Genomic DNA, 20,522 nt, shown 5'->3' with positions numbered 1-20,522 from the left:
AAGCTGTGCTTGGGCTGGGTCCACGGCGGGGCGCTCGCCGGCGTCGAGGAGCGCGGCACGGTCGAGAGACAGGCCGCTGCCCCGCTCCCGGGCACCTCGCGTCGCGTGGGCGCGGGCTACTTCGCCGCGCGGAGGTTCCTGGCGACGGCGTCCCAGCTCACGAGCTTGTCGAGGAACACCTCCAGGAAGGCCTGACGGTTGTTGCGGTGGTCGAGGTAATAGGCGTGCTCCCACACGTCGCACGTGAGGAGCGGGACCGCGCCCGTCGTCAGCGGGGTCTCTGCGTTGGGCGTGTCGATGATCTTGCCCTTGCCGCCGTCGAGCACGAGCCACGCGTACCCCGAGCCGAAGCGCGCCACGCCGGCCGCGATGAAGGCGCCGCGGAACTTCTCCCAGCCGCCGAGCCCCGCGATCACGTCGCCCACGTCGCCCGAGGGCGGCGCGCCGCCGCCGCTCGGTTTCATGCCCTCCCAGAAGAAGGTGTGATTCCAGACCTGAGCCGCGTTGTTGAACACCGCGCCAGAGCTCGATCGGATGACGTCGACGAGGCTCCCGCTCGCCTCGGGCTTGCCCTCGAGCAGGCTCTTGAGCTTCGTCATGTAGCCCTTGTGGTGCTTCTCGTAATGAAACTCGAGCGTCTCCCGGCTCATGGCCGGCTCCAGCGCATCCTTGGCGTAGGGGAGCGGTGCCACCTCGAAATTCATCATGTCCTCCTTGTCTCGTTGGTGCGCGCCGCGAGGAGGCCCGCGCCCGGCGACTCTCGAACCCGCGGCGCTGCCCGTCAATCCGCGCTCGCCCCGGCGCCCCCGCCGCACCCCGGAGGTGCCCGCCCGCCCCGGCGCGGCGCGCGTCAGGCCGCGCGGCCGATCGGCCGCGCCGCGACGGCGTCGGCGCGCATCACGTCGCCTTGCGCCTGCCCGGTCGCGCCAGCTTCGCCGGTCGGGCCGGCTTCGCCGGTCGGGCCGGCTTCGCCGGTCGCGCCGGCCGCTCAGGCGCCGGCTTCTTCTCGGTCCGCGTGGCCATCTCGACGACGCGGCCGAGCTCCTCGCGGAGCGCGTCGGCCTTGCCGGGGCCGAGCTGCTCGCGGACGTGCGTCTGGGTCTGCTCCCACAGCGGGAACGCCGCCTCGATGGCGCGCTCCCCCTGCCGCGTCAGGAAGATGAGACGGACGCGCGCGTCGTCCGGCGCGCGCGCCACGCGCAGCAGGCCCGCCTTCTCCAGCGGCACGAGGTTCCTCGTGAGCGTCGTGCGATCCATGACGAGCCCGTCCGCGAGCGCGGTGAGCCGCACGCCCTCGTCCCCGCACGTCGCGACCGCGACGAGCATCGTGAGCTGCGTCGCCTGGAGCCCCAGGGGCCGCAGGCTCTCGTCGTAGAGCCGCGTCAGCGCGCGCGACGCGCGGCGCACGCGCACGAGCGCGCACTGGCTCGCGATGGTCCGGGCTGCGAACGCAAAATCAACCACAAAAGTGTATCTACACGGTGTAGGGCAAATCCGCAAATCGGGCCGTTCAGGACTGCTTGACATCCGTACAGGTGCAGGTACACCTAGTTCCTCAACGCGGCGCGGCTTCGCCCGCTCGCGCTGGCTTTTGCGCTGCGTCCCGAGGTCGCGGCGCGCTCGGACGCGCGCTTGCGGCGCGATCTGGCGACGCGTTTTGACGACGCGTTCTGGCGACGAACACACGGTCCTCCGGCCGTCCGGGCTGCGGTGCGCCTCTGCGCGCGCCGCAGCGCCGGGGCGCGGCGGCCGTGCGCTCGCCGCGGGCGCGCGGGCATCTGGGTGTAGGTACACATATTTGACGGTCCGGACGGCGCAGCGGTGGGCGCCGCACGAGGCGTCGCGCCCGCGCGCGGCGTCGGGCGTGCGTGCGTCGCTGCGCGCGGCGGGCCCCTGAGGAGACGGTCCATGGAGGCGTTCTTCGTCGTTCCTTACTGCGTGAAGTTCGAGGACAGCATGGCGTACGGCAGCCATCACTACCTCACCAACTTCCGCTTCCAGTGCATCGCGCGCGAGACGCTCTACTTCGCCGAGGACGCTGACGGCTCGCGCCCGTGCGAGGACGATCGCGCCGCGATCCGGCTGCTCACCACCGAGGGGTACAGCCGGAACCTGGCGCCGGTCCGCGTGGGCGAGCGCGTCGCGATCTTCATGACCCTCGGCGCGGTCACGCGCTCGAGCGCGTACGGCTACTTCCGCACGGTCCGCTTCGACGGCGAGCCCGTGGCGTGCGGTTACCAGCGCATCGTCTCGGTCGCCGCGGCGAGCGACGAGCTCGCGCCGCTGCCGCGATCGGTGACGATGCACGTCGGGTTGCTCGACGAGCAGCTGCCGCACCCGCGCTTCGTCGAGCTCGCCCTGCGCGGCGGCTCCGCGCTGCGCGAGCTCTTCCCCGAGCGCCTCCTCCGGCACGCCGTCGAGGTCGCGCGCGGCCCGCTGCACGCGTCGCGCCCGCACCGCAAGGTGTGGGGCGCGGCGATCGATGCGGCGCGGGAGGGCGAGGCGGCGCGGGGAGGCGACCGCGCGCCGGAGAGCGAAGCAGCGCGGGGAGGGGAGGGCACGCAGAAGGGGGCAGGCACGCCGGAGGGGCGCGGGAAGGTCGCGCTGCTCCTGCCCGGCCAGGGCTCGTTCGACCTGCGCCTCCTGCGCGCGCTCCACGCGCGCTTCGCGACGGCGCGCGAGGCCGTCGCCGCGGCGGAGCCGGCGGCGCGCGCGCTGCTCGGCGCGTCGCTCGCGGCGCTCGTGGCCGGCGACGAGGCGGAGGCGCAGGCCGCGCTCGACGCGTGCCCCGACCTCGATCAGCTCGGGATCCTCGTCCAGGACCACGTCGCCGTCGCGCTGCTCCGGTCCGCCGGGCTCGCGGCGGACGTCGTGGCAGGGCACAGCTTCGGCGAGATCGCCGCGCTCGCCGCGGGCGGCGCCTTCTCGCTCGCGACGGCCGCCGAGGTCGTGTGCCGGCGGGTGCTCGCCCTCCGCGGCGCGCCGTCCGGGCGGATGCTCGCGGCGCACACGGGCGCCGAGCGCCTGCGCGACGAGGTGCAGGCGCTCGGCCGGGACGACGTGTTCGTGGCCGTCGTCAACGCGGCCGATCAGGCCGTCGCCTCGGGGACGGCGGACGGCATCGCGGCGCTCGAGCGGCGGCTCGCGGGCGCGGGCATCCGCGCGACCGTGCTCGCGAGCCGCCACGCCTTCCACTCGCCGCTGCTCGCGCCGGCGGTCGGGCCGTTCGCGGGCGCCCTGGCGCGCGCGGGCGCGGCGCGGCCCGCGCTGGCCACGTACTCGCCGATCGACCGCGTCCATCACGGCGAGGGCCCGCTCGCGCCGGCGCGGCTGCTGCCCATGCACCTCGTGACGCCGCTCGACTTCGGCGCGGCCGTGCGCGACCTCCACGCGGCGGGCTGCCGCACCTTCGTCGAGTGCGGCGGCGGCAGCACCCTGACCGCGCTCGTCCGGCGGAACGCGCCGAGGGAGCCGGGGCTCCGCGCGATCGCGAGCTTCCGCGCAGGCGAGGACGTCGCGGCCGAGCACCGGCGCGTCGTCGAGGCGCTGCGCGCCGCGGGGCACGCGCTGACGGAGGTCGCGGCGCTCCCGGCCTCGCCCCAGGCCGCCGCGGCACGACCGGCGCAGGTCGCCCGAGACCCGCGCGACGACGGCGCCTCCCCGGCGGACGCCCCCGCGATCGCGATCGTGGGCATGGGCGCCGTGCTGCCCGGGGCCGGCGGCGTCGAGGCCTACCTCGCGCAGCTCCTCGCCGGCACGTGCGGGATCGTCGACAGCGGCGAGCGGCAGCCGGAGCTCGCGACCGACTTCCTGAGCCAGGGCGGCCGCGCCCCCGACAAGACCTACAGCCTGCTGACCGGCGCCGTCGACGCGCTCGGGCCGTACGCCGCCGAGACCGGGTACGACGCCCGCGCCCTCGAGCGGCTGCCGAAGACCGCCCGCATGCTGGCCTGCGCGCTCGCCGAGGCCAGGTCGCGCGCGGCCGCGCTCCGCCAGGGCGCGCCGCTCAGGATCGTGTGCCTCCTCGGGTCGACGGCCGACGGATCGATCGAGCACGACGAGGCGACGCTGCTGCTCGGCGTCGAGCGGGCGCTCGACGGCCTCGCGGCGGGCGCGGCGGACCGCGCGGCCGTCGTGGACGCGCTCGCGGGCGAGCTCGGCCTCGACGCCGAGCGGCGCGCGGCGTGCCGCGGCCACGTCGAGCCGCTCGCGCGCGTCGTGCGCGACGTCGTCGGCGAGGGGGTGCGCACGGTCGTCGTCGACGCCGCGTGCGCGTCGTCGATGCACGCCGTGCACCTCGGCGCCGCGATGCTGCGCCGCGGCCTCGCCGACGTCGTGATCGCCGGCGGCGCCTACCAGCCCGGCCCGACGAACGCCTGCCAGTTCTCGCAGTTCGGCGGGCTCTCCGCGACGGGCAGCCGCCCGTTCGACGCCTCGGCCGACGGCGTCGTGTTCGGCGAGGGCGCCGCCGTCGTCGTCCTCGAGCGGCTCGACGACGCCCGCGCGCGGGGCGATCGCGTCGACGCCGTGCTGCTCGGCAGCGGCCTGTCGAGCGACGGCCCGAGCCCGTCGGTCACGGTGCCGCAGAGCCGCGGGCAGAGCCTCGCGATGCGGCGCGCCTACGCGCGGGCCGGCGTCGCGCCGCGCTCGGTGCAGTACGTCGAGGCGCACGCCACGGCGACGCCGGTCGGCGACGCCACCGAGTTCAAGGCGCTCGCCGAGGTGTTCGCCGGCGACGCGGGCGCGCCGCGCATCACCCTCGGCAGCGTCAAGTCGCTGCTGGGCCACACGGGCTGGACGGCCGGCGTCGCGTCGCTCATCAAGGTGGTGCTCGCGGTGCGGGAGCGCACGCTCTTCCCGCAGCACGGGTTCGAGGCGCCGAGCGCCCGCATCGACCTGGAGCGCTCGCCGTTCGCCATCCCCAGGGCGGCCGCCCCGTGGACGACCGCGGACGGCGCGCCCCGGCGCGCCGCGCTCGACAGCTTCGGCTTCGGCGGCACCAACGCCCACCTCGTCGTCGAGGAGCCCGGCCGCCACGCGCCGCGGTCGCCGGCGCGTCCTGCCGCGCGCGCGCCCGCGCAGGAAGAGCGCGCGCTGTGCGTCGTCGGGCTCGGGGCCGTGTTCCCCGGCGCGGGCGGCGCGCCCGCGGACGCGCCCTCGGGCGCCCTCGCGTTCGACGAGCGCGCGCTGCGGCTCCCGGCCGGGGCGCGGGTCCTCCCCGACGCCCTCGAGGCGATGGACCCGGCGCAGATCCTCGCGGTGATGGCCGCGGAGAGGGCGCTCGCGGCGCTGCCTGTGCGCGACCTGGGCGACCGGATCGGCGTCGTCGTCGGGCACGAGGGCAAGACCCGCCGCGGCGCGCGCGCGAACGAGCGCATCTTCGGCGATCGCGTGGCCCGGGCGCTCCGCGCGCGCGGCGTGAGCCCGGCGCTCGCGGCCCGCGTCGTGGAGGCGCTCCGCGCGGGCTCGCCCGCGACGGGGCCGTACACGCAGCCGGGCAACATGCCCAACGTCATCGCCGGGCGCGTCGCCAACGTCCTCGGCCTGCGCGGGCCGAACTTCCTTGTCGACACCTCCGCGACCTCGCTGCTCGACGCGCTCGCGGCCGCGGATCTCGTGCTCGACGACGACTGCGAGGTCGTGCTCGCGGGGGCGGTCAACGCGTTCAGCGACGACGTCGCGCGCGGCGCCTCCGCGACCGACGATCCGCGGCCGGTGGGCGAGGCGGCGCTGCTCGTGGCGCTCTGCACCGAGGCCACCGCCGCGCGCCACGCCTTTCCGGTGCTCGCGCGCCTCCGCGTCGCCGCCGGCGCGGCCGAGGGCGGCGCCCGGGGCCGCGCGCTCGCGGCCGGCGGCGCGCTCCGCCAGGGCGCGCGGCTGCGCGGGGCCGAGGGCGCGATCGAGCTCCACGCGGCCATCCGCGGCGCGCGGGAGCACGGCGCCGCGGTCGTGCGCTGGCCGTCGGACGGGCGCGCGGTCGAGGTCGCGCCGCCGGGCGACGCGCGGGTCGTGGCCCCCGGCGCGGTCCAGATCGCGGAGGCCGGCGCGGTCCAGATCGCGGAGGCCGGCGCGGTCCAGATCGCGGAGGCCGGCGCGGTCCAGATCGCGGAGGCCGGCGCCGGCCAGCGCGGTGGGGCCGGCGCCGCCCCGCCCGCGCGCCCCGCCGAGGCTCCGGTCGCGCCGGCGCCCGCGGGCTTCACGACGGGTACGCCGATCCAGGTCTTCGTCCCCGCGATCGCGCCGGCGCCGGCGCCCGCGACCGCGGCGCGCGTCCCGTCGCGCGTCGTCCACGTCTGCACCGACGCGGCGCTGGCCGCGGAGGTGCGGCGCGCCGCGCCCGCCGGCGCGCGCGTCCTCGCGCTCGCCCTTGATGCACCGCCCGGCGCGCCCGCGGGGGCGACCCCGCCTGCCCCTGCGGCGCCCCGGCCCGCGCCCGACGTCGCCGGGATCCCGTCGATCGACGCCCGCGACGAGGCGCAGCTCCGCGCGTCGTTCGCGGCCCTCGCCCCCGACGACGTCGATGCGGTCGTGGTGCTCACCCGCGCCGGGGACGCGCGCGCGTTCGTCGACGGCGCGCCCGGCGCGTACCGGCCGGCCCTGCGCGCGCTCTTCGGCGCGGCGCGCCGCTACCACGACGCGATCGCGCGCGGCGAAGTGTCCTTCGCCGCCGTCGTCGTCGGGGCGGTGGACGCGGCCGCGCGGCTCGCGCCGCTCACCGGCGCCGTCGGCGGCTTCGTGAAGTCGCTGGCGCGCGAGCTGCCGGGCGGCGACGTGCGGGTCGTCCACACCGACGCGCGGGACGCCGCGGCGGCGCTCCGCGCGCTCTCCGACGAGTGGCGGCGCGCCCGGCCGGCCGTGCCCGAGGAGGTCATCGATCGCGGCGGCGCGCGGCACACGGTCCAGCTCGCCCGCGCCTCGTCGGAGTACCCCTCCGCGACGCCCCCCGCGCTCCTGCCCCTCGGCGCCGATGCGGTCGCGCTCGTGACCGGCGGCGCGCGCGGCATCACGGCGCAGTTCGTCGAGGGCCTGCTCCGTCGCTTCGGCTGCCGGGCCGTGCTCCTCGGCCGCTCGCGGCTCGAGGACGCCCCGCCGCACACGCTCGCGATGACCGACGCCGAGCTCGACGCGTACGAGCGCGACTTCTACGCCGAGTCGCTGCGCGCCGAGCCCGGCGTGCGCATGGCCGCGCTGCGCGAGCGCTACGCGCGCATCCGGGCCGCGCGCGAGGCGCACCGCGTCCTCTCCCGCCTGCGCGCGCGTGCCGGTGGCGTCGGTGACAGCCACGTCGTCGACTACCACGCCGTCGACGTGACGCGCGGCGAGGACGTGGACCGCGCCGTCGCCGCGGTGGCGGCGGCGTACGGCCGGGTCGACCTGGTCGTGCACGGCGCCGGCATCCAGGTGTCGAGCCGGATCACCTCGAAGTCGCTCGACCTGTTCGAGCGGATCGTCGACACGAAGCTCGCGGGCCTCTCGCACCTCCGCCGCGCCCTCGCGCGCCACCTGCCCGACGCGCGCCCGCACGTCCACCTGGTCACGTCGGCGTTCAGCGTGCTCGGCAACGACGGGCAGCCCGATTACGGCGCGGCCAACGAGGCGATGAACCGCGCCGCCGCGTATTTCGCGGCCGAGGCGGACGCCGGCCCGTGGTCCAGCATCGCGTGGCTCGGCTGGAACGGCGTCGGCATGACCGCCGGGTCCGAGTACAGCGCGCTGGGCGCGGCGCGCGGGCTCCGGGGCATCGAGCCGGAGGAGGGCCGGCGCCTCTTCCTCGATCTCGCGGCCGACCGCCCGGTGGGCGCGGCCCACGTCCTGCTCACGGACGGCGAGATCGAGCGCTTCGCCCCGCGCATCGCGGCGGCGGGCGCGGCGGCCGGCGTCCCGGCGGGCGCGGCGGCCGGCGTCCCGGCGGGCGCGCCCCCGCGCGTCGCGGCGGCGAGCGAGGCGGCCGGCGCTCCGGGGGATGCGGCGGCGGGCGTCCCCGCGGCCGCGCCGAGCCGCACGTGGACGCTCGACCCGCGCGTCGACCCGTGGCTCTCCGACCACCGGGCGCGCTCGAGCGCTGTCGCGGCCGGCGCGTTCCTCGTCGAGCTCGCCGTCCGGCACGCGCTCGCGACGGCGGCGGAGGGCGGCGCCGTCGTCCGCGAGGTCCGCGACGTCCGCTTCCGCGAGTTCCTGCGCCTGCCGGACGCCGACGCGCGCGCGGTGCGCACCGTGACCGCGCGCCGCGAGCGGCTCCCGGGCGGCCGCGCCGCGTGCGCCGTCGAGGTGCGCGGCGACTTCGTCCACCGGTCGGGGGTGGTCCTCCGCGCCGACATCGTCTTCGCGACCTGCGTCGTCGAGCTCGGCCCGGCCCGCGACGGGCTCGCGCCGCGGCACGGCGGGCGCGTGGACGGGCCCTCGATCCGCGATCCGTACGCGAGCCCCGGCGCGCCGGTCCGGCACGCGGGCTGGTTCGACCACGTCGGCTCGTTCGTGCTCGGGACCGCGGTGAAATCCGCCCGGCTCCGCCTCCCCGCCGATCGCTCCCTGGAGCGGCAGCGCGCCGCAGCGACGCCGTTCCTGCTGCTCGACGCGCTCCTGACGCTGGGCACCCTGCGCCGCGACGAGGCGGGCGCGTTCCCTGTGTGCGCCGCGGCCGGCGTCGACCGGATCCGCTTCGGATCGGCCGCGAACGATCTCGGGCTCCGCGAGGCGGGCGGCCCGGTCCGGCTCCTCGCCGCCGTCCCGGGCGCGGCGGACGACCGCGTCGTCGGCGCGTGGGCGCAGGCGCTCGATCCGACGGGCGGCGTGCTGCTCGACGTCGAGGGGCTCGAGGGGCGAGTCGTCGGGCGCGTGGCCGCGGACGCGGGCCTCTCGGCGCCGGCCTCGCTGTCGCTGGGGGCGCCGTGACGCCGCCGCTCGCGATCGCCGTCGTGCGGGCGGACGCCGGCGCGGCGGAGCGCCTCGAGGTCTACCTGACCGCCGCCGAGCGCCGCGCGTGCGCCGCCCTGCGCGTCGCCGCCCGGCGGGCGCAGTCCGCGTGCGCGCGGGTCGCCGCGAAGTGGCTCCGCCTGGAGCTCGCCGCCGGCCGGAGCGCGCCGCTGGTCGCGCTGGACGCGGCCTCGCTGGAGGCGCACCCGCGCGCGGACTACCTCGCCTGCGCGGTCTCCGGCCCCGGCCGCGGTCGCCCGCGCTTCGAGGACGGCGCGCTCGCGCTGTCGCTCTCGCACGCGGGCGACCTCGCCGCGGCCGCGGTCACGGCGGCGCGCGCCGTCGGCGTGGACGTCGAGCGGGTCGAGGCGCGCGCGGCGGCGTTCGCCGACGAGCACTTCACGCCGCGCGAGCGCGAGGCCCTCGAGCGCGGCGCCGCGGCGGGCGCGGATCGCGCCGCGCTCGAGACGCTGCTCTGGAGCGCGAAGGAGGCGCTCTACAAGACGGGGGCGCTCGCGCTCCCCGCGCGGTTCTCGTTCCGCGACATCGACGTCGCGTCGCCGCCGGGGGGCGCGCGCCTCGCGCTGCCCTCGGTCCGCTCCTTCGCGCTCTGCGCGCGCGGCGAGCAGTTCTCCGGCCGGGCCGTGCTCACCGGTGCGTTCGCGCTCGTCGCGGCCGTCCCGGTCTCTCCGGCCGCCGCTCTGGGTTGAATGGACTTCACCAATCACGAGGTATCGACGATGCAAGCTCAGGATCTTCTCGAACACGTCCGCTCCGTCTTCGTGCGCATGACGCGCTACCCCGACGAGGTCGTCGTCGCCGACGCCGACCTGGAGCAGGATCTCGGCATCGACTCCGTGAAGCGCGGCGAAATCCTCGCGACGCTGCGCGCGGATTTCGGCCTCCCGGAGGCGCTCAAGGCGACGCCCGACGAGCTGCGCACCGTGGCCAGCGTCAGCGCCTTCCTGTCGCGGACGATCGCGGCCCGCGGTGGCCACGCCGACGGCCACGCCGCGGCGCCTGCCGGATACGCCAATGGCCACCAGCATGCGGCGCCTGCCGGATACGCCAACGGCCACGAGCACGCGGCGCCCGCCGGCCATGCCAATGGCCACCAGCACGCGGCGCCTGCCGGATACGCCAATGGCCACCAGCATGCGGCGCCCGCCGCCTACGCCAATGGCCACCACACGCCGCCCGCCGGGTACGCCAATGGCCACCACACGCCGCCCGCCGGATACGCCAATGGCCACCACACGTCGCCCGCCGGCTACGCCAATGGCCACCACACGTCGCCCGCCGGGTACGCCGATGGCCACCACACGTCGCCCGCCGGGTACGCCGATGGCCACCACACGTCGCCCGCCGGCTACGCCAACGGTCCCGCAATCACCCCCGCGCGCGCGCCGGCGGCGCTCGCCGCGCAGCGCCCGACACCGGCCCTCGGGGCCGCCCTCGCGGGCAAGACGGTCCTCGTGACCGGTTCGAGCCGCGGGCTCGGCCGCGCCATCGCGACAAAGCTCGGGCGGGCCGGCGCCCGGGTCGTGGTCAACAGCTTCCACTCGCGGGACGACGGCGAGGCGATCGCCGACGAGATCCGGGGCGCCGGCGGCGACGCAGTCCACGTCTGGGGCTCGGTCGCCAACCCCGCGCACATCGACAGGCTCTTCGAGGAGATCGCGCGCGACGTCGGCGAGCTGCACCATTTCGTCAGCAACGCGTCGAACGGCCGCTTCGGCCCGCTCGAGCAGACGACCCCCGAGCACTGGGAGCTGGCGTTCCGCACCAACGTCATCGGCTACCACCTGTGCGCCCTCCGCGCCGCGCGCCTCATGGAGCGGCACGGCGGCGGGCGGATCGTCGCGCTGTCGTCGAACGGCTCGTCGCGGTACCTCGAGCACTTCGGCGCCATGGGCGCCGTGAAGGCCGCCGTCGAGTCGCTGACGCGCGCCCTCGCCGTCGAGCTCGCGCCGCGCAACGTGCAGGTCAACTGCGTCTCCGCCGGGCCGATCTACGGCCACGTGACGAGCAACTACCCGGATCACGAGCGGATCCTCCCGTACTGGGAGTCGCGCACGCCGGGCGGCCGGCTCTGCACCGAAGAGGACGTCGCCGACGCCGTCCTGCTGCTCCTGTCGGACGGGGCGCGCAGGATCAACGGCGCGACCCTCACCGTCGACGGCGGAGGCTCGCTGTGCATCTGACACCCGCCACGATCGGCGCCGGCGTGCATCCGGCCTGCATCGGCGTGGCTTCAGCTCGTGTGTGCCTGGGTCAGCTTGCGGAGAAGGAGGAGTCATGAGTGCCAATGAACATCGGCAGCCGCCGGGCCCCGGCCCGCTCGTCAGCCTCCGGTACCTGGCGAATTTCAGGACCGGCGACATGCGTCATTACGAGGACCTGTTCGCGCGGTACGGCGACGTCGTGCGCCTCCGGGCGCCAGGCGCCGAGGATTTCGTCATGGCGTTTCACCCGAACGACATCGCGCACGTCCTCCGCACGAACGTCAGGAACTATCCCAAGGGCAAGCGGTATCACGAGCTCGCCCCGGTGCTCGGCTGGGGCCTCGTGAACAGCGAGGGCGAGCTCTGGCGGCGCCAGCGCCGGCACGTGCAACCGCAGTTCAACCACGCGAACACGCTCAAGTTCGTGCCCATCATCGTGGACCACATGAACGCTGTGCTGCGGCGCTGGGACGCTCACCCGGGCGAGTTCGAGCGCGACATCAACGACGACATGATGGACGTGACGTTCGGCATCGCGGGCGAGGCGTTCTTCGGCGCCGCGCTCCAGGAGCACACGGACACGGTGCGCGAGGCCTTCAAGTACGCGCTCTCGATCGCGCTCAAGCGGATGTACTCCTTGGTCAATCCACCCCTGTCCTGGCCGCTGCCAAGCCACGTGCGCTTTCGCCGGGCCATGGAGCGCGTGCACACCGTGATCGACGGCATCATCGACGGATACCAGCGCGGCGCCGGCGGCGCGGACAACGTGCTCGTGCGCCTCATGGGCTCGGTCGATCCCGAGACCGGCGCCACGATGGATCGCGCGCAGCTCCGGGACGAGATCAAGACCATCCTGATGGTCGGGCACGAGACGTCGAGCGTCACCGCCTCCTGGGCGCTGTACCTCATCGCGCGGCACCCCGAGGTCCATGCCCGGCTCACCGACGAGATCGACCGCGTCCTCGGCGGCCGGGCTCCGACGGCGAAGGACTTCGAGTCGATGCCTTACCTCGCCATGGTCTTCAACGAGTGCCTCCGGCTCCTGCCGTCCGTGCCGTTCATCCTCCGCAGCCCGCTGGAAGACGACGTCCTCGGCGGCTGCCACGTCGCCGCGGGGTCGACGGTGGCCATCGTCCCGTGGGTCACGCACCGGCACCCGGAGTTCTGGACCGAGCCGCAGCGGTTCATGCCCGAGCGCTTCGCGAATTACCGGCGGAGCGCGGATGACAAGCTCGCCTTCATCCCGTTCGGCGCAGGACAGCGCATCTGCCTTGGCGAGTTCATGGGGCAGCTCGAGGGCAAGATCATGGTGGCGATGGCGCTCCAGCGGTATCGGCTCCGGCTCGTCCCGGGCTTCGACCCGCGCTGCCGTGGCTTCATCTCGCTGCAGCCGGTGAACGGGATGCGCATGATCCTCCGCCGGCGCGAGCCGGTGCGAACGTCGCGCGCGGCCCCGGCAACGCGGGGGGAGCCTGCGGCGGCGGAGGCCGTCGCGGCGGCCGCCCGTGGGGCGGAGGCCGTCGCGCCGGCCGCCCCCGTGGCGGAGGCCGCCCCCGTGCCGGCGCCCGCCGCGAGGGTAAACGGCTGCCCGTTCAGCGCCCGGGCCTGACAGCGCAGATCGGCGCGCGCAGGGCCGGAGCCGGTCCGCGCGCGCTCGTCCTCTCGGCGCCCTCGTCTCCCCCGGACGCTCCAGGAGCGCTATCGCCCCGGGGCGTCACTTCTCCCGTTCGACCATCGCGCTCCCGCCCTGACGGCGGACCGGCTCTGCGACCGCGGTCACGGTGCCGTCGCCGTTGAAGCGGAGCGCTGTCGCCGCGCCGATCTCGCCTCCCGACGTGCTCTTGTCGGAGAACACGTGCCCCAGGTCCCTGAGCCCCTCGGCCTCCGGCGTGCTCAGGAATGCCGTCTCCGCGTCGCTCGACCCGTCGCCGGCGTTGCGCTGCGAGATGCGCGGCGCCGCGAGGGCCTCGTCGATCGGCCGGCCCAGGTCGATGGCGCCGACGAGGATCTGCAGCACCGTCGTGATGATGGTGGACCCGCCCGGCGAGGCGAGCGCGAGCAAGGGTTTGCCGTCCTTCATCACGAGCGTCGGGCTCATGCTGCTGCGCGGCCGCTTGCCCGGCTCGGCCACGTTCGGGTGCGGCGTGGACGGGTCGTCCGGGAGGGTGAAGTCGGTGAGCTCGTTGTTCAGCAGGAAGCCGTGACCGGGGACGACGATGCCATTGCCCCCCTCGGCCTCGATGGTGCACGTGTACGACACCACGTTTCCCGCCGCGTCGCTGATCGTGATGTGCGTTGTCTCGTTGTCGCCCGCGTCGTTCGGGCGGGCGCTCCTGCCCCGCGCCCCCTGGCCGCCGCCCGGCGAGGGGCTCGGGTCGTTCTGGAACGCGAACGGATCGCCGGGCGCGGCCGCCTTCGTGGGGGCCTTGACCAGGTCGATCAGGTCTCGTCGCGCATCCGCGTAGTCCTTCGAGAGCAGCCCTGCGACGGGCGCCTCCACGAACTCGGGATCACCGAGGAAGGCGCCCCGGTCCGCGAACGCGAGGCGCGAGGCGCCGAGGTACCGGTGCAGCACCTCGACCGGCGTGAGGACCTCTGGATCGAAGCCCTCCAGCAGGTTGAGCGCCAGCGCGACCGTGATCCCGCCGCTGCTCGGCAGGCCCATGCCGTGGATGGTGTGACCCCTGTATGTCGTCGAGACCGCCGGGCGGACGCGGACCTCGTAGTCCTGCAGGTCGGAGGGCGCCATCACCCCGGGTCGGACGGTGAGCGCGCTCCCGGGCTCGACCGGCGGACTGCCGACCGCCGCGACGATCGCCTCGGCGACCTCGCCCTCGTAGAAGGCCCTCTCGCCTCCCTCGGCGATGAGGCGGTATGTCCTGGCGAGGTCCGGGTTCTTGAACGTCGTGCCGACGGGCCACGGCTCGCCGTCGGGCCCGAGGAAGAGCTCCTTGCTGCTCGTGATCGCCCGGAAGCGCTCGAGGTTCCGGCCTGTCTGCTCGAAGAAGGTCCTGTCGACGTCGAACCCCGTCTCGGCGACCCGGATGGCCCGCGCCAGCGCGTCGCCGAGCCCGAGGGTCCCGTACCTGCGGAGCGCCTCGCTCCACCCCCGCACCGTGCCGGGCACGCCGACCGACAGGCCGCTCGTGACGAGCTCATCGAAATCGATCGGCGCGCCGCTCTCGTAAAAGGCGCTCGCCGTGAGCCCTGCCGGCGCCGTCTCGCGGTGGTCGATCGTCACCACCTTGCCCTCGCCGGCCAGGTAGATGAGCATGAAGCCGCCGCCGCCGATGCCGCAGGAGAACGGGTCGGTCGCGCCGAGCACGCTGGCCGCGGCCACCGCGGCGTCCACGGCGTTACCGCCCTTCCTGAGGATCTCGATCGCCGCGAGGGTCCCGCGCAGGTCGACTGTCGCCGCCGCGCCGCCCCGCCCGGTGGCGGTCGGCGCGATCTCCGGGAGCGTGGCGAAGAGGTCGTCGCCGGTCCCGCCGCCGTCCGGCTGCGCGCCCGCGTCGCCCGGAGCGGGCTCGACCTGGCTCACCGGGTCGAGCTTCTCGCTCGGGCTGCACGCGGCGCAGAGGACGAGGCCGATCGTGGGGAGGAGATGCTTGCGTTGGGCCATGAGCACGGACGGTAGCAGGGCCTCCCCGGAGCACCCTCGGGAGGGGCATCTTTGCTGCCCACCGCGCAACTGCTGAGCACGGCGCACCGCGGCCCGCGCGCGACGACGCCGGCCGGACGGGGCGCGTGCGCCACACGCCGGCCTGCCCCGGCGCGCGGACAGAGAGAGGAGCGCGCCAGCAGCGTCGTCTCGTCTCGACGACCTCAGGGGATTGCTGGAGCACGAGCGGCGCCAGGCGACCAGAGACCAGAGACCGGAGACCGGAGACCGGAGACCCCGCCCCGTCTTGGCCGGGCCCAGATCGCGGCGGCGCCATAAAAAAGAGTATTGAAATTGTCGGCTGGCTCGCGTATCTGGTTCACCATGGGAAATCGCGCGCGCGCGGTGCTTTCTGCATTGCGGGGGCATCGGGCCACCGCGTGCTCTCATGGGCATTGAACTTGTTCTGGGAGGAGCACGAACATGAACCGACGAGCGCGAAGCGCTCTCGCGGCATTGCTTTCGGCGATGTCGCTGGGGGTAGCGGGGTCAGCCCATGCAGACGTCACCGCCTCGGGGTACGTATCGCCCGGGAACCCGGTCGATCCGTGGAACCTGGGGTCGAGCACGCTTGTCGTGAGCGGCTCGAGCGCCCCTTCGCAGCCCCCTGCCAACGGGGAGGTCATCGTCTCCCATGGCGGGGAGCTGATCACCGCAGCCGCAGCGATAGGAAACCGTTCGAGCGGTACGGTCCAGGTGATCGGGTACGGATCGACGTGGACCAACAGCGGATCCATCCAGATCGCTGCCGCCGGCTACTGCCAGGGGCTGCTCGCCGTCCGGAGCGGCGCCGAGGTGATCACCGATGAACTCGTGGTGGGTCATCAAAACTCCCAGAGCACCGGTCGGCTGCTCGTCGAAGGGTACGACGCCACGCTGACGAGCCTGGGGAACACGTATATCGGCCTCAGGGCGTACGGCTACGTCGAGCTCGAGCAGGGGGCGAGCTTCTTCTCGAACAACGTATACATCGGCGGCGGACAGGGCTGCTCGACCTGCGATGGCCACGTGACCGTGACCGGCTCCGCGACGCGGTGGGTGAGCACGGGGGAGTTCATCGTGGGCGTGCACGCCCAGGGCACGCTGGACATCATCGCGGCGCAGGTCAGCACGACAAACGCCAGGATTGGTGTCTGGGACACGCAGTCGAGGGGGCCCGTGAGCAGCATGGCCACCGTGCGCGGGTGGGGGGGGACGTGGACCAACCAGGGGCTCCTGCGCGTGGGGACGGACACCGGGTACGGCGAGCTCACCGTCGGGGCGTACGGAACCCTCGTGACGGAGGACACCGAGGTCGTCTCCGAGCTCGGCGGGGGCTTCGTCAAGGTGAACGACGTCCATGCGTCATGGCTCAACAGCGGCGACGTCACCATCACCTCCCGGATCAACTCGTCTCCGTCGCTGCTGGTGGACAAGCACGCCTTCGTGAGCATCGGCGGCGTCCTCCGAGCCACGACGTTCGTCTCCGTTCAATATCCCAGCCTGGGGCCCTCCGTGCGCCTCGCGTCAGGGCACCTCATCGCGGGCGCCGTCGAGGTCGGGGAGGACGACTTCGACTTCGCTGGCGGGCGCCTCGAGACCGGCAGCTTCGCGGGCGACCTCGCCAACCTGCAGGCCGGCGAGCTCGCTGTCGGAGACGCTCACCCGTCGACGGGCATCGTCGGCAGCTACAGCCAAGGGCCGGGGGCCCTCCTGAGCGTCACCGTCGGCGGGGTGAGCTCGGCGCCGCTTCTCGACGTGGACGGGGACCTCCTCCTCGATGGGGCGCTGGAGGTCCTGCCGGCCGACGGGACTGCGCCGTTCCAGCTCGGGGACACCATCTCTCTGCTCGGCTGGAGCGGCGGTCTCGCAGGGACGTTCGCCGCCGTGGACATCGCCTTGCCGCTCGCTCCAGGGCTCGCCTGGGATACCTCCGCGCTGTACACGACCGGCGAGATCACCGCCGTCCCCGCGAGCTGATCGCGCCATAACGGGGCCCGCAACCCTGTGGGAGCGCGCCGCCGCATCCGACCCCGAGGAGCACGCCGATTCCCACCACCGTGCGCCGCATCTCGTCGCTCGGGCCGACAGCGGCGCCACACGAGCCGTCGAGAAAGTCAGAGGCGCGTATTCACCGAGCCTGCACGTAGAGCGAGAACGGGAAATTGCCCTGCCCGTCGGCGAAGGTCGCGTCGGGGACGTCGATCACGAACTCGTGCCTGCCGGCGCTCGCGGTCCCCCATGGGACGATCCGGGTGTCGATCACGTCGCCAGGGCACCAGTTGCTGAACGACTGCCACGCTTCGTCCGACCGCGGGGATGGCCCGTAGATGCCGTTGCCCTGGGTGTTGTACTTGCGAAACGGCTCGCACGACGTGCGCCCCGGCTTGTACTGCAAGGCCAGCTTGCCGTCGACGTACACGTAATGATCGCGGCGAATGTACTCCTCGCCGCCCTGGTTAGCGCCGTGGTTCGACGTGATCAACACGAACTGCGCATTCTGTGTGTCTGCCGGCAATTCGAAGCGGACGGTCTTTCGGGTCGTGCCGACCCTGTCGCTGGCGCCCATGGCGTAATTGTTGAATTCTTCGCCGATCGCCAGCGGCAACAGGACGCTGAAGTCCTGGGCCTCCTGCGTGCTGTCGGTATACAGCAGCAGCGATCCGAGCTGCGTGTCGTTGCGACCAGCGCAACCGGCGACCTCGTCGTTCGCGGCGTAGGGCACGCCGAAGATGCTCAGCTCGAACCAGAAATCGTGGTCGGCCAGGAGGTCGGGGTCTTTCAAGACCGGCACGAGGTTGCTGGCCTCCCATTCGTAGGGGACCGTCGTCGGCTGCTTGTTCATGTCCATGAACGGCGTGACGAACCGCGCGACCTCGATCCGGTCGACCTCGCCGGGAACGTAGGTCCGGGCGCCCTTGGGGACCAGCGCCAGGTTGACCGAGCCGAGTCGGTCGTAGTTGTCGCACCGCGCTCCCACGACCACGCGGACCTTGAGGGTGGTCTGGACCCTGGCGAGCAGCTCGTCGGTCAACCTGGTCGCAACCAGCGAGTTGTCGTGGCGGATCACGCCGTCCGTGAGCGGTTCGTCGACCGTCGCGGCGTAGCCGTCGTAGAACACGATGTTCTCCAGCACCGGGATCTCCTCGGGCTCCGGGGGCGGCAGGTCGTCGCTGCCGCCATGGCCGCCAGTGCCCTCGGTCTCGCCAGCGCCGTCGGTGCCGCCGGTGCCAGCGCTGGTCCCGGCCACAGCGCTCGTGGTCCCGGTGCTCCCGGACGTCCCGGTGCCTCCGCCAGTGCCGGCGTCGGAGGGCTGTTCATTCGCGCACGCGGCGAGCAGGGCCAACGGACAGAAGTACGGGATCGCGCGACGCAGGTCCATTCGCCGAATTTATCAGATCGTCGGTACGATGTCGTGCCGGAGCGGCGCACCCACAACGCCCAGGTGGGTGGTGTCCCTGAAGAGGGCGCTCGACGCTTTCGGGACCCGATTGAATTCGCGAGGTTACGCGTGGGTTGTCGATGTCAGAATCTCCCGCCGCTCAGCGCGCCCGCCTTCAAGCTTCGTCCGCCTTCCGCATCGCAGCCCGCACCTCTGCCGCCGCCTTCTGGTCTTTCACGATCCTCTCCAGCCACACCCGACGGATCGGCATCATCGACTCATCTGGCAGGCCCAGCTCGGCCAGTGCCGTCTGGCCCTGCCCCTGCTCGGCCGCGATCACAAGCTGTGCGTACTCGCCCGCTGTGATCGGCCCGCGCTCCTTCTCGAGTGCCGCCACGTAGGCCGCGTCGTACGCTGACAGGAGCTTCTTCTTCCGGCGCGCCAACTCGGCTTGTATCTCGTCAAGCCAGTGTGCGTGCAGCCACTGCCAGGTCTTCGGCGTGAGCTCCTCCGCTTTGAGGAGGGTGTCGCAGTCCCCCGGCCGCTGCGCGAGCGTCGCTGCAACGACTGCGCAACGCTCGATGGGGTAGGCCGCGAGAGGCGGTGCGGGCTCCTCCGCCGCGGGGAGCGGATCAGGCTTGTTCGCATGGGTGCCAGGCTCGGGCGCCTCGTCTGCCGAGGGTTCCGTCGCCCCCAGGTCTGGCCTCGCCAGTGGGCCGAGCATGGGAGGAGGGACGGGCTCCTCTGCCGCCAGGGGCGGAGACGTCGCATCCCGCTCAGCCGCAGGCGGCGCGTGCAGCGCAGGCGGCAGCGCTGGAGGAAGCGCGACAAGCGGCGGACGCAGCTCCTTGTCAGGAGCCTCTGCGGGCACCGCGCCTCGCGGCGACGACGCTGCTTGGTGACGTGGCGCAGGCTCAGCTCGCTCGCCCTGCACGAAGGGCAACGCGGGTTTCGTGGCGACCAGTGAAGCCGCGTCGGTGGCAGCGAGCGCATCGTCGGGCGGCTGCGCCGCGTCTGCCGGTACCGCGGCTGCTGGTGGCGCGGCCTGAACGAACGCGGCGGCCGTATCCGCGAGGTGCTGTGCCCGACTCGACGGGGGGACCGCGGCCGCTGGCGGCGCGGACTGCCCGAAGGGGGGACCTACGAGGCGCTGCGCCGGGCTCGACGGGGGAGCGGGCTGGCCTGCGGGCACTGTGGCGAACGGGAGGGCCGGCAGGGAGACGACGAGATCCTGGTCCACGTTCAACGTCAGGGTGCGGACCTCAGGGTCATCCTCGTTGAGGGCGGGGCTACTGCCATCGTGCGCCTGATCGTAGGGCGCTTGAAGGGCGGTCTCACTCATCGCGCCGCCGGCTGCCTGGTCGCTCGCGAGCCCCACTTCAGAACGCCTCGGCAGGCCCTCGCTGTCGTTACATACAAGGGTCCGATGAGGCCCCTCCAGCGCTACCAGGATCTGCCCGGCCTCTTGCGGCTCTCGGAGTGGGACCTGGCCGCGCCAGGTCACCGTGCAGATGGATCGGTCGGTGTTGATCCAGAGCAGATCGGGCCACATGGGGACGGCCTGCGAGGGCTCGCCCGGGCGGTCGACGTACGCGCGGGGGTGGAGCCCCGGGAGGCTCGTAACGAGGTGCGGGTGCTCGGGGTGGAGGTGCTCGAGGATGAGCCGCTCGTCATTGCGGAGCGCGGTGGTCTGCTGGTCAAACGGCGCGGCGTTGAAGTAGCGGACGTCGAGGTCCGGGGGCAGGGGCTGGCGGTGCCAGTCGTTGACGGGAAACGTCGCCGCGTGGCGCCCCAGCTTCTGCCGGCGGGTGGGCCATCCGGAGGCAACGGGTCCAAACCCCACGGGCTCGATGACGTCGTCCGGCCCGATGACGACAGCGCCTCGACGCTGCAGGTTGGGGAGGTTGCGTCGCCCGTGGATGTCGCGAGCATGGGGGGGCATGCCGACGGGGTTGGAGGTGCCGGGGCCGCCGCCCGCGTACTCCCAGAGCAGCGGCATCTTGGTGAAGCGCGAGCTCTGATCGAGGACGCCGTGCTGCGTGACGCTGCGAGCTCCGTGGACCTCGATGGCCTTGTCGACGTCATTCACGATCACGCGGGCGGTGAGGGATCGGACTGCCGTGCCGTTCGGTGAGAAGGCGTGGCCGACGAGGACGATGTCCGCCCGGAGGCGGTGGGGTACGAGGTCGGAGGCCGCGTAGAGACTCCAGTACGGGTCGTCGCGCCAGTGGCGCTCGGATACGTGGATCGGCTCCTGCTCGGCCGCGAGGGCACACACCCGGGGGCGCAGGTTGAACGTGCCCTTACAGACGAACGTCTGCATCCAGGCGCCTGGATGAGGTTGCCACACGACCAGGCCAAC

At 73.9% G+C, this 20,522-nt stretch carries 10 protein-coding genes; 5 read left to right on the top strand and 5 right to left on the bottom strand.

The window, feature by feature from the left end:
- Positions 1 to 116: 116 nt before the first annotated feature.
- Together WMF24_RS25865 and WMF24_RS25860 are read right to left on the bottom strand one after the other, a co-directional pair.
- On the bottom strand, positions 117 to 704 hold the full coding sequence (locus WMF24_RS25865) for a superoxide dismutase (RefSeq protein WP_437738854.1): 588 nt from the start codon (positions 702 to 704) through the stop codon (positions 117 to 119).
- A gap of 193 nt (positions 705 to 897) precedes the next feature.
- Complete coding sequence (locus tag WMF24_RS25860) at positions 898 to 1,464, bottom strand: MarR family winged helix-turn-helix transcriptional regulator (protein WP_437730053.1); 567 nt, start codon at positions 1,462 to 1,464, stop codon at positions 898 to 900.
- A 444-nt stretch (positions 1,465 to 1,908) separates the two neighbouring features.
- On the opposite strand from WMF24_RS25860, the gene WMF24_RS25855 reads away from it, so the two are divergent.
- The 4 genes from WMF24_RS25855 to WMF24_RS25840 all read left to right on the top strand — a co-directional run bounded on the left by WMF24_RS25855 (position 1,909) and on the right by WMF24_RS25840 (position 12,747).
- Positions 1,909 to 8,892 (top strand): SDR family NAD(P)-dependent oxidoreductase, encoded by a 6,984-nt coding sequence (locus WMF24_RS25855; protein ID WP_437730052.1) that lies wholly within the window; start codon positions 1,909 to 1,911, stop codon positions 8,890 to 8,892.
- Entirely contained in the window at positions 8,889 to 9,623 is a 735-nt protein-coding gene (locus WMF24_RS25850) for a 4'-phosphopantetheinyl transferase superfamily protein (RefSeq protein WP_437730051.1), read from the top strand. The genes WMF24_RS25855 and WMF24_RS25850 overlap by 4 nt, the downstream gene beginning before the upstream one ends.
- A gap of 30 nt (positions 9,624 to 9,653) precedes the next feature.
- Positions 9,654 to 11,117, top strand: coding sequence for an SDR family oxidoreductase (locus WMF24_RS25845; protein ID WP_437730050.1), 1,464 nt, complete (start codon positions 9,654 to 9,656; stop codon positions 11,115 to 11,117).
- Positions 11,118 to 11,211: 94 nt separating this feature from the next.
- Positions 11,212 to 12,747 (top strand): cytochrome P450, encoded by a 1,536-nt coding sequence (locus WMF24_RS25840; protein ID WP_437730049.1) that lies wholly within the window; start codon positions 11,212 to 11,214, stop codon positions 12,745 to 12,747.
- A gap of 105 nt (positions 12,748 to 12,852) precedes the next feature.
- On the opposite strand, the gene ggt is transcribed toward WMF24_RS25840, so the two are convergent.
- Entirely contained in the window at positions 12,853 to 14,760 is a 1,908-nt protein-coding gene (gene ggt / locus WMF24_RS25835) for a gamma-glutamyltransferase (protein WP_437730048.1), read from the bottom strand.
- A gap of 615 nt (positions 14,761 to 15,375) precedes the next feature.
- Between ggt and WMF24_RS25830 the strand changes: the two genes are divergently transcribed.
- Positions 15,376 to 16,758, top strand: coding sequence for a hypothetical protein (locus WMF24_RS25830; RefSeq protein ID WP_437730047.1), 1,383 nt, complete (start codon positions 15,376 to 15,378; stop codon positions 16,756 to 16,758).
- 151 nt (positions 16,759 to 16,909) lie between these two features.
- Here the strand turns inward: WMF24_RS25830 and WMF24_RS25825 are convergent, their stop codons facing one another.
- Both WMF24_RS25825 and WMF24_RS25820 read right to left on the bottom strand, forming a co-directional pair.
- On the bottom strand, positions 16,910 to 18,160 hold the full coding sequence (locus WMF24_RS25825; RefSeq protein WP_437730046.1) for a peptide-N-glycosidase F-related protein: 1,251 nt from the start codon (positions 18,158 to 18,160) through the stop codon (positions 16,910 to 16,912).
- A gap of 175 nt (positions 18,161 to 18,335) precedes the next feature.
- On the bottom strand, positions 18,336 to 20,483 hold the full coding sequence (locus WMF24_RS25820; protein WP_437730045.1) for a DUF2169 family type VI secretion system accessory protein: 2,148 nt from the start codon (positions 20,481 to 20,483) through the stop codon (positions 18,336 to 18,338).
- Positions 20,484 to 20,522: the final 39 nt, after the last annotated feature.

The sequence above is a fragment of the Sorangium sp. So ce1335 genome, assembly GCF_051521615.1.
In the GTDB taxonomy this organism is placed as follows: domain Bacteria; phylum Myxococcota_A; class Polyangia; order Polyangiales; family Polyangiaceae; genus Sorangium.
This window is presented reverse-complemented; position numbering and strand designations above follow the sequence as displayed.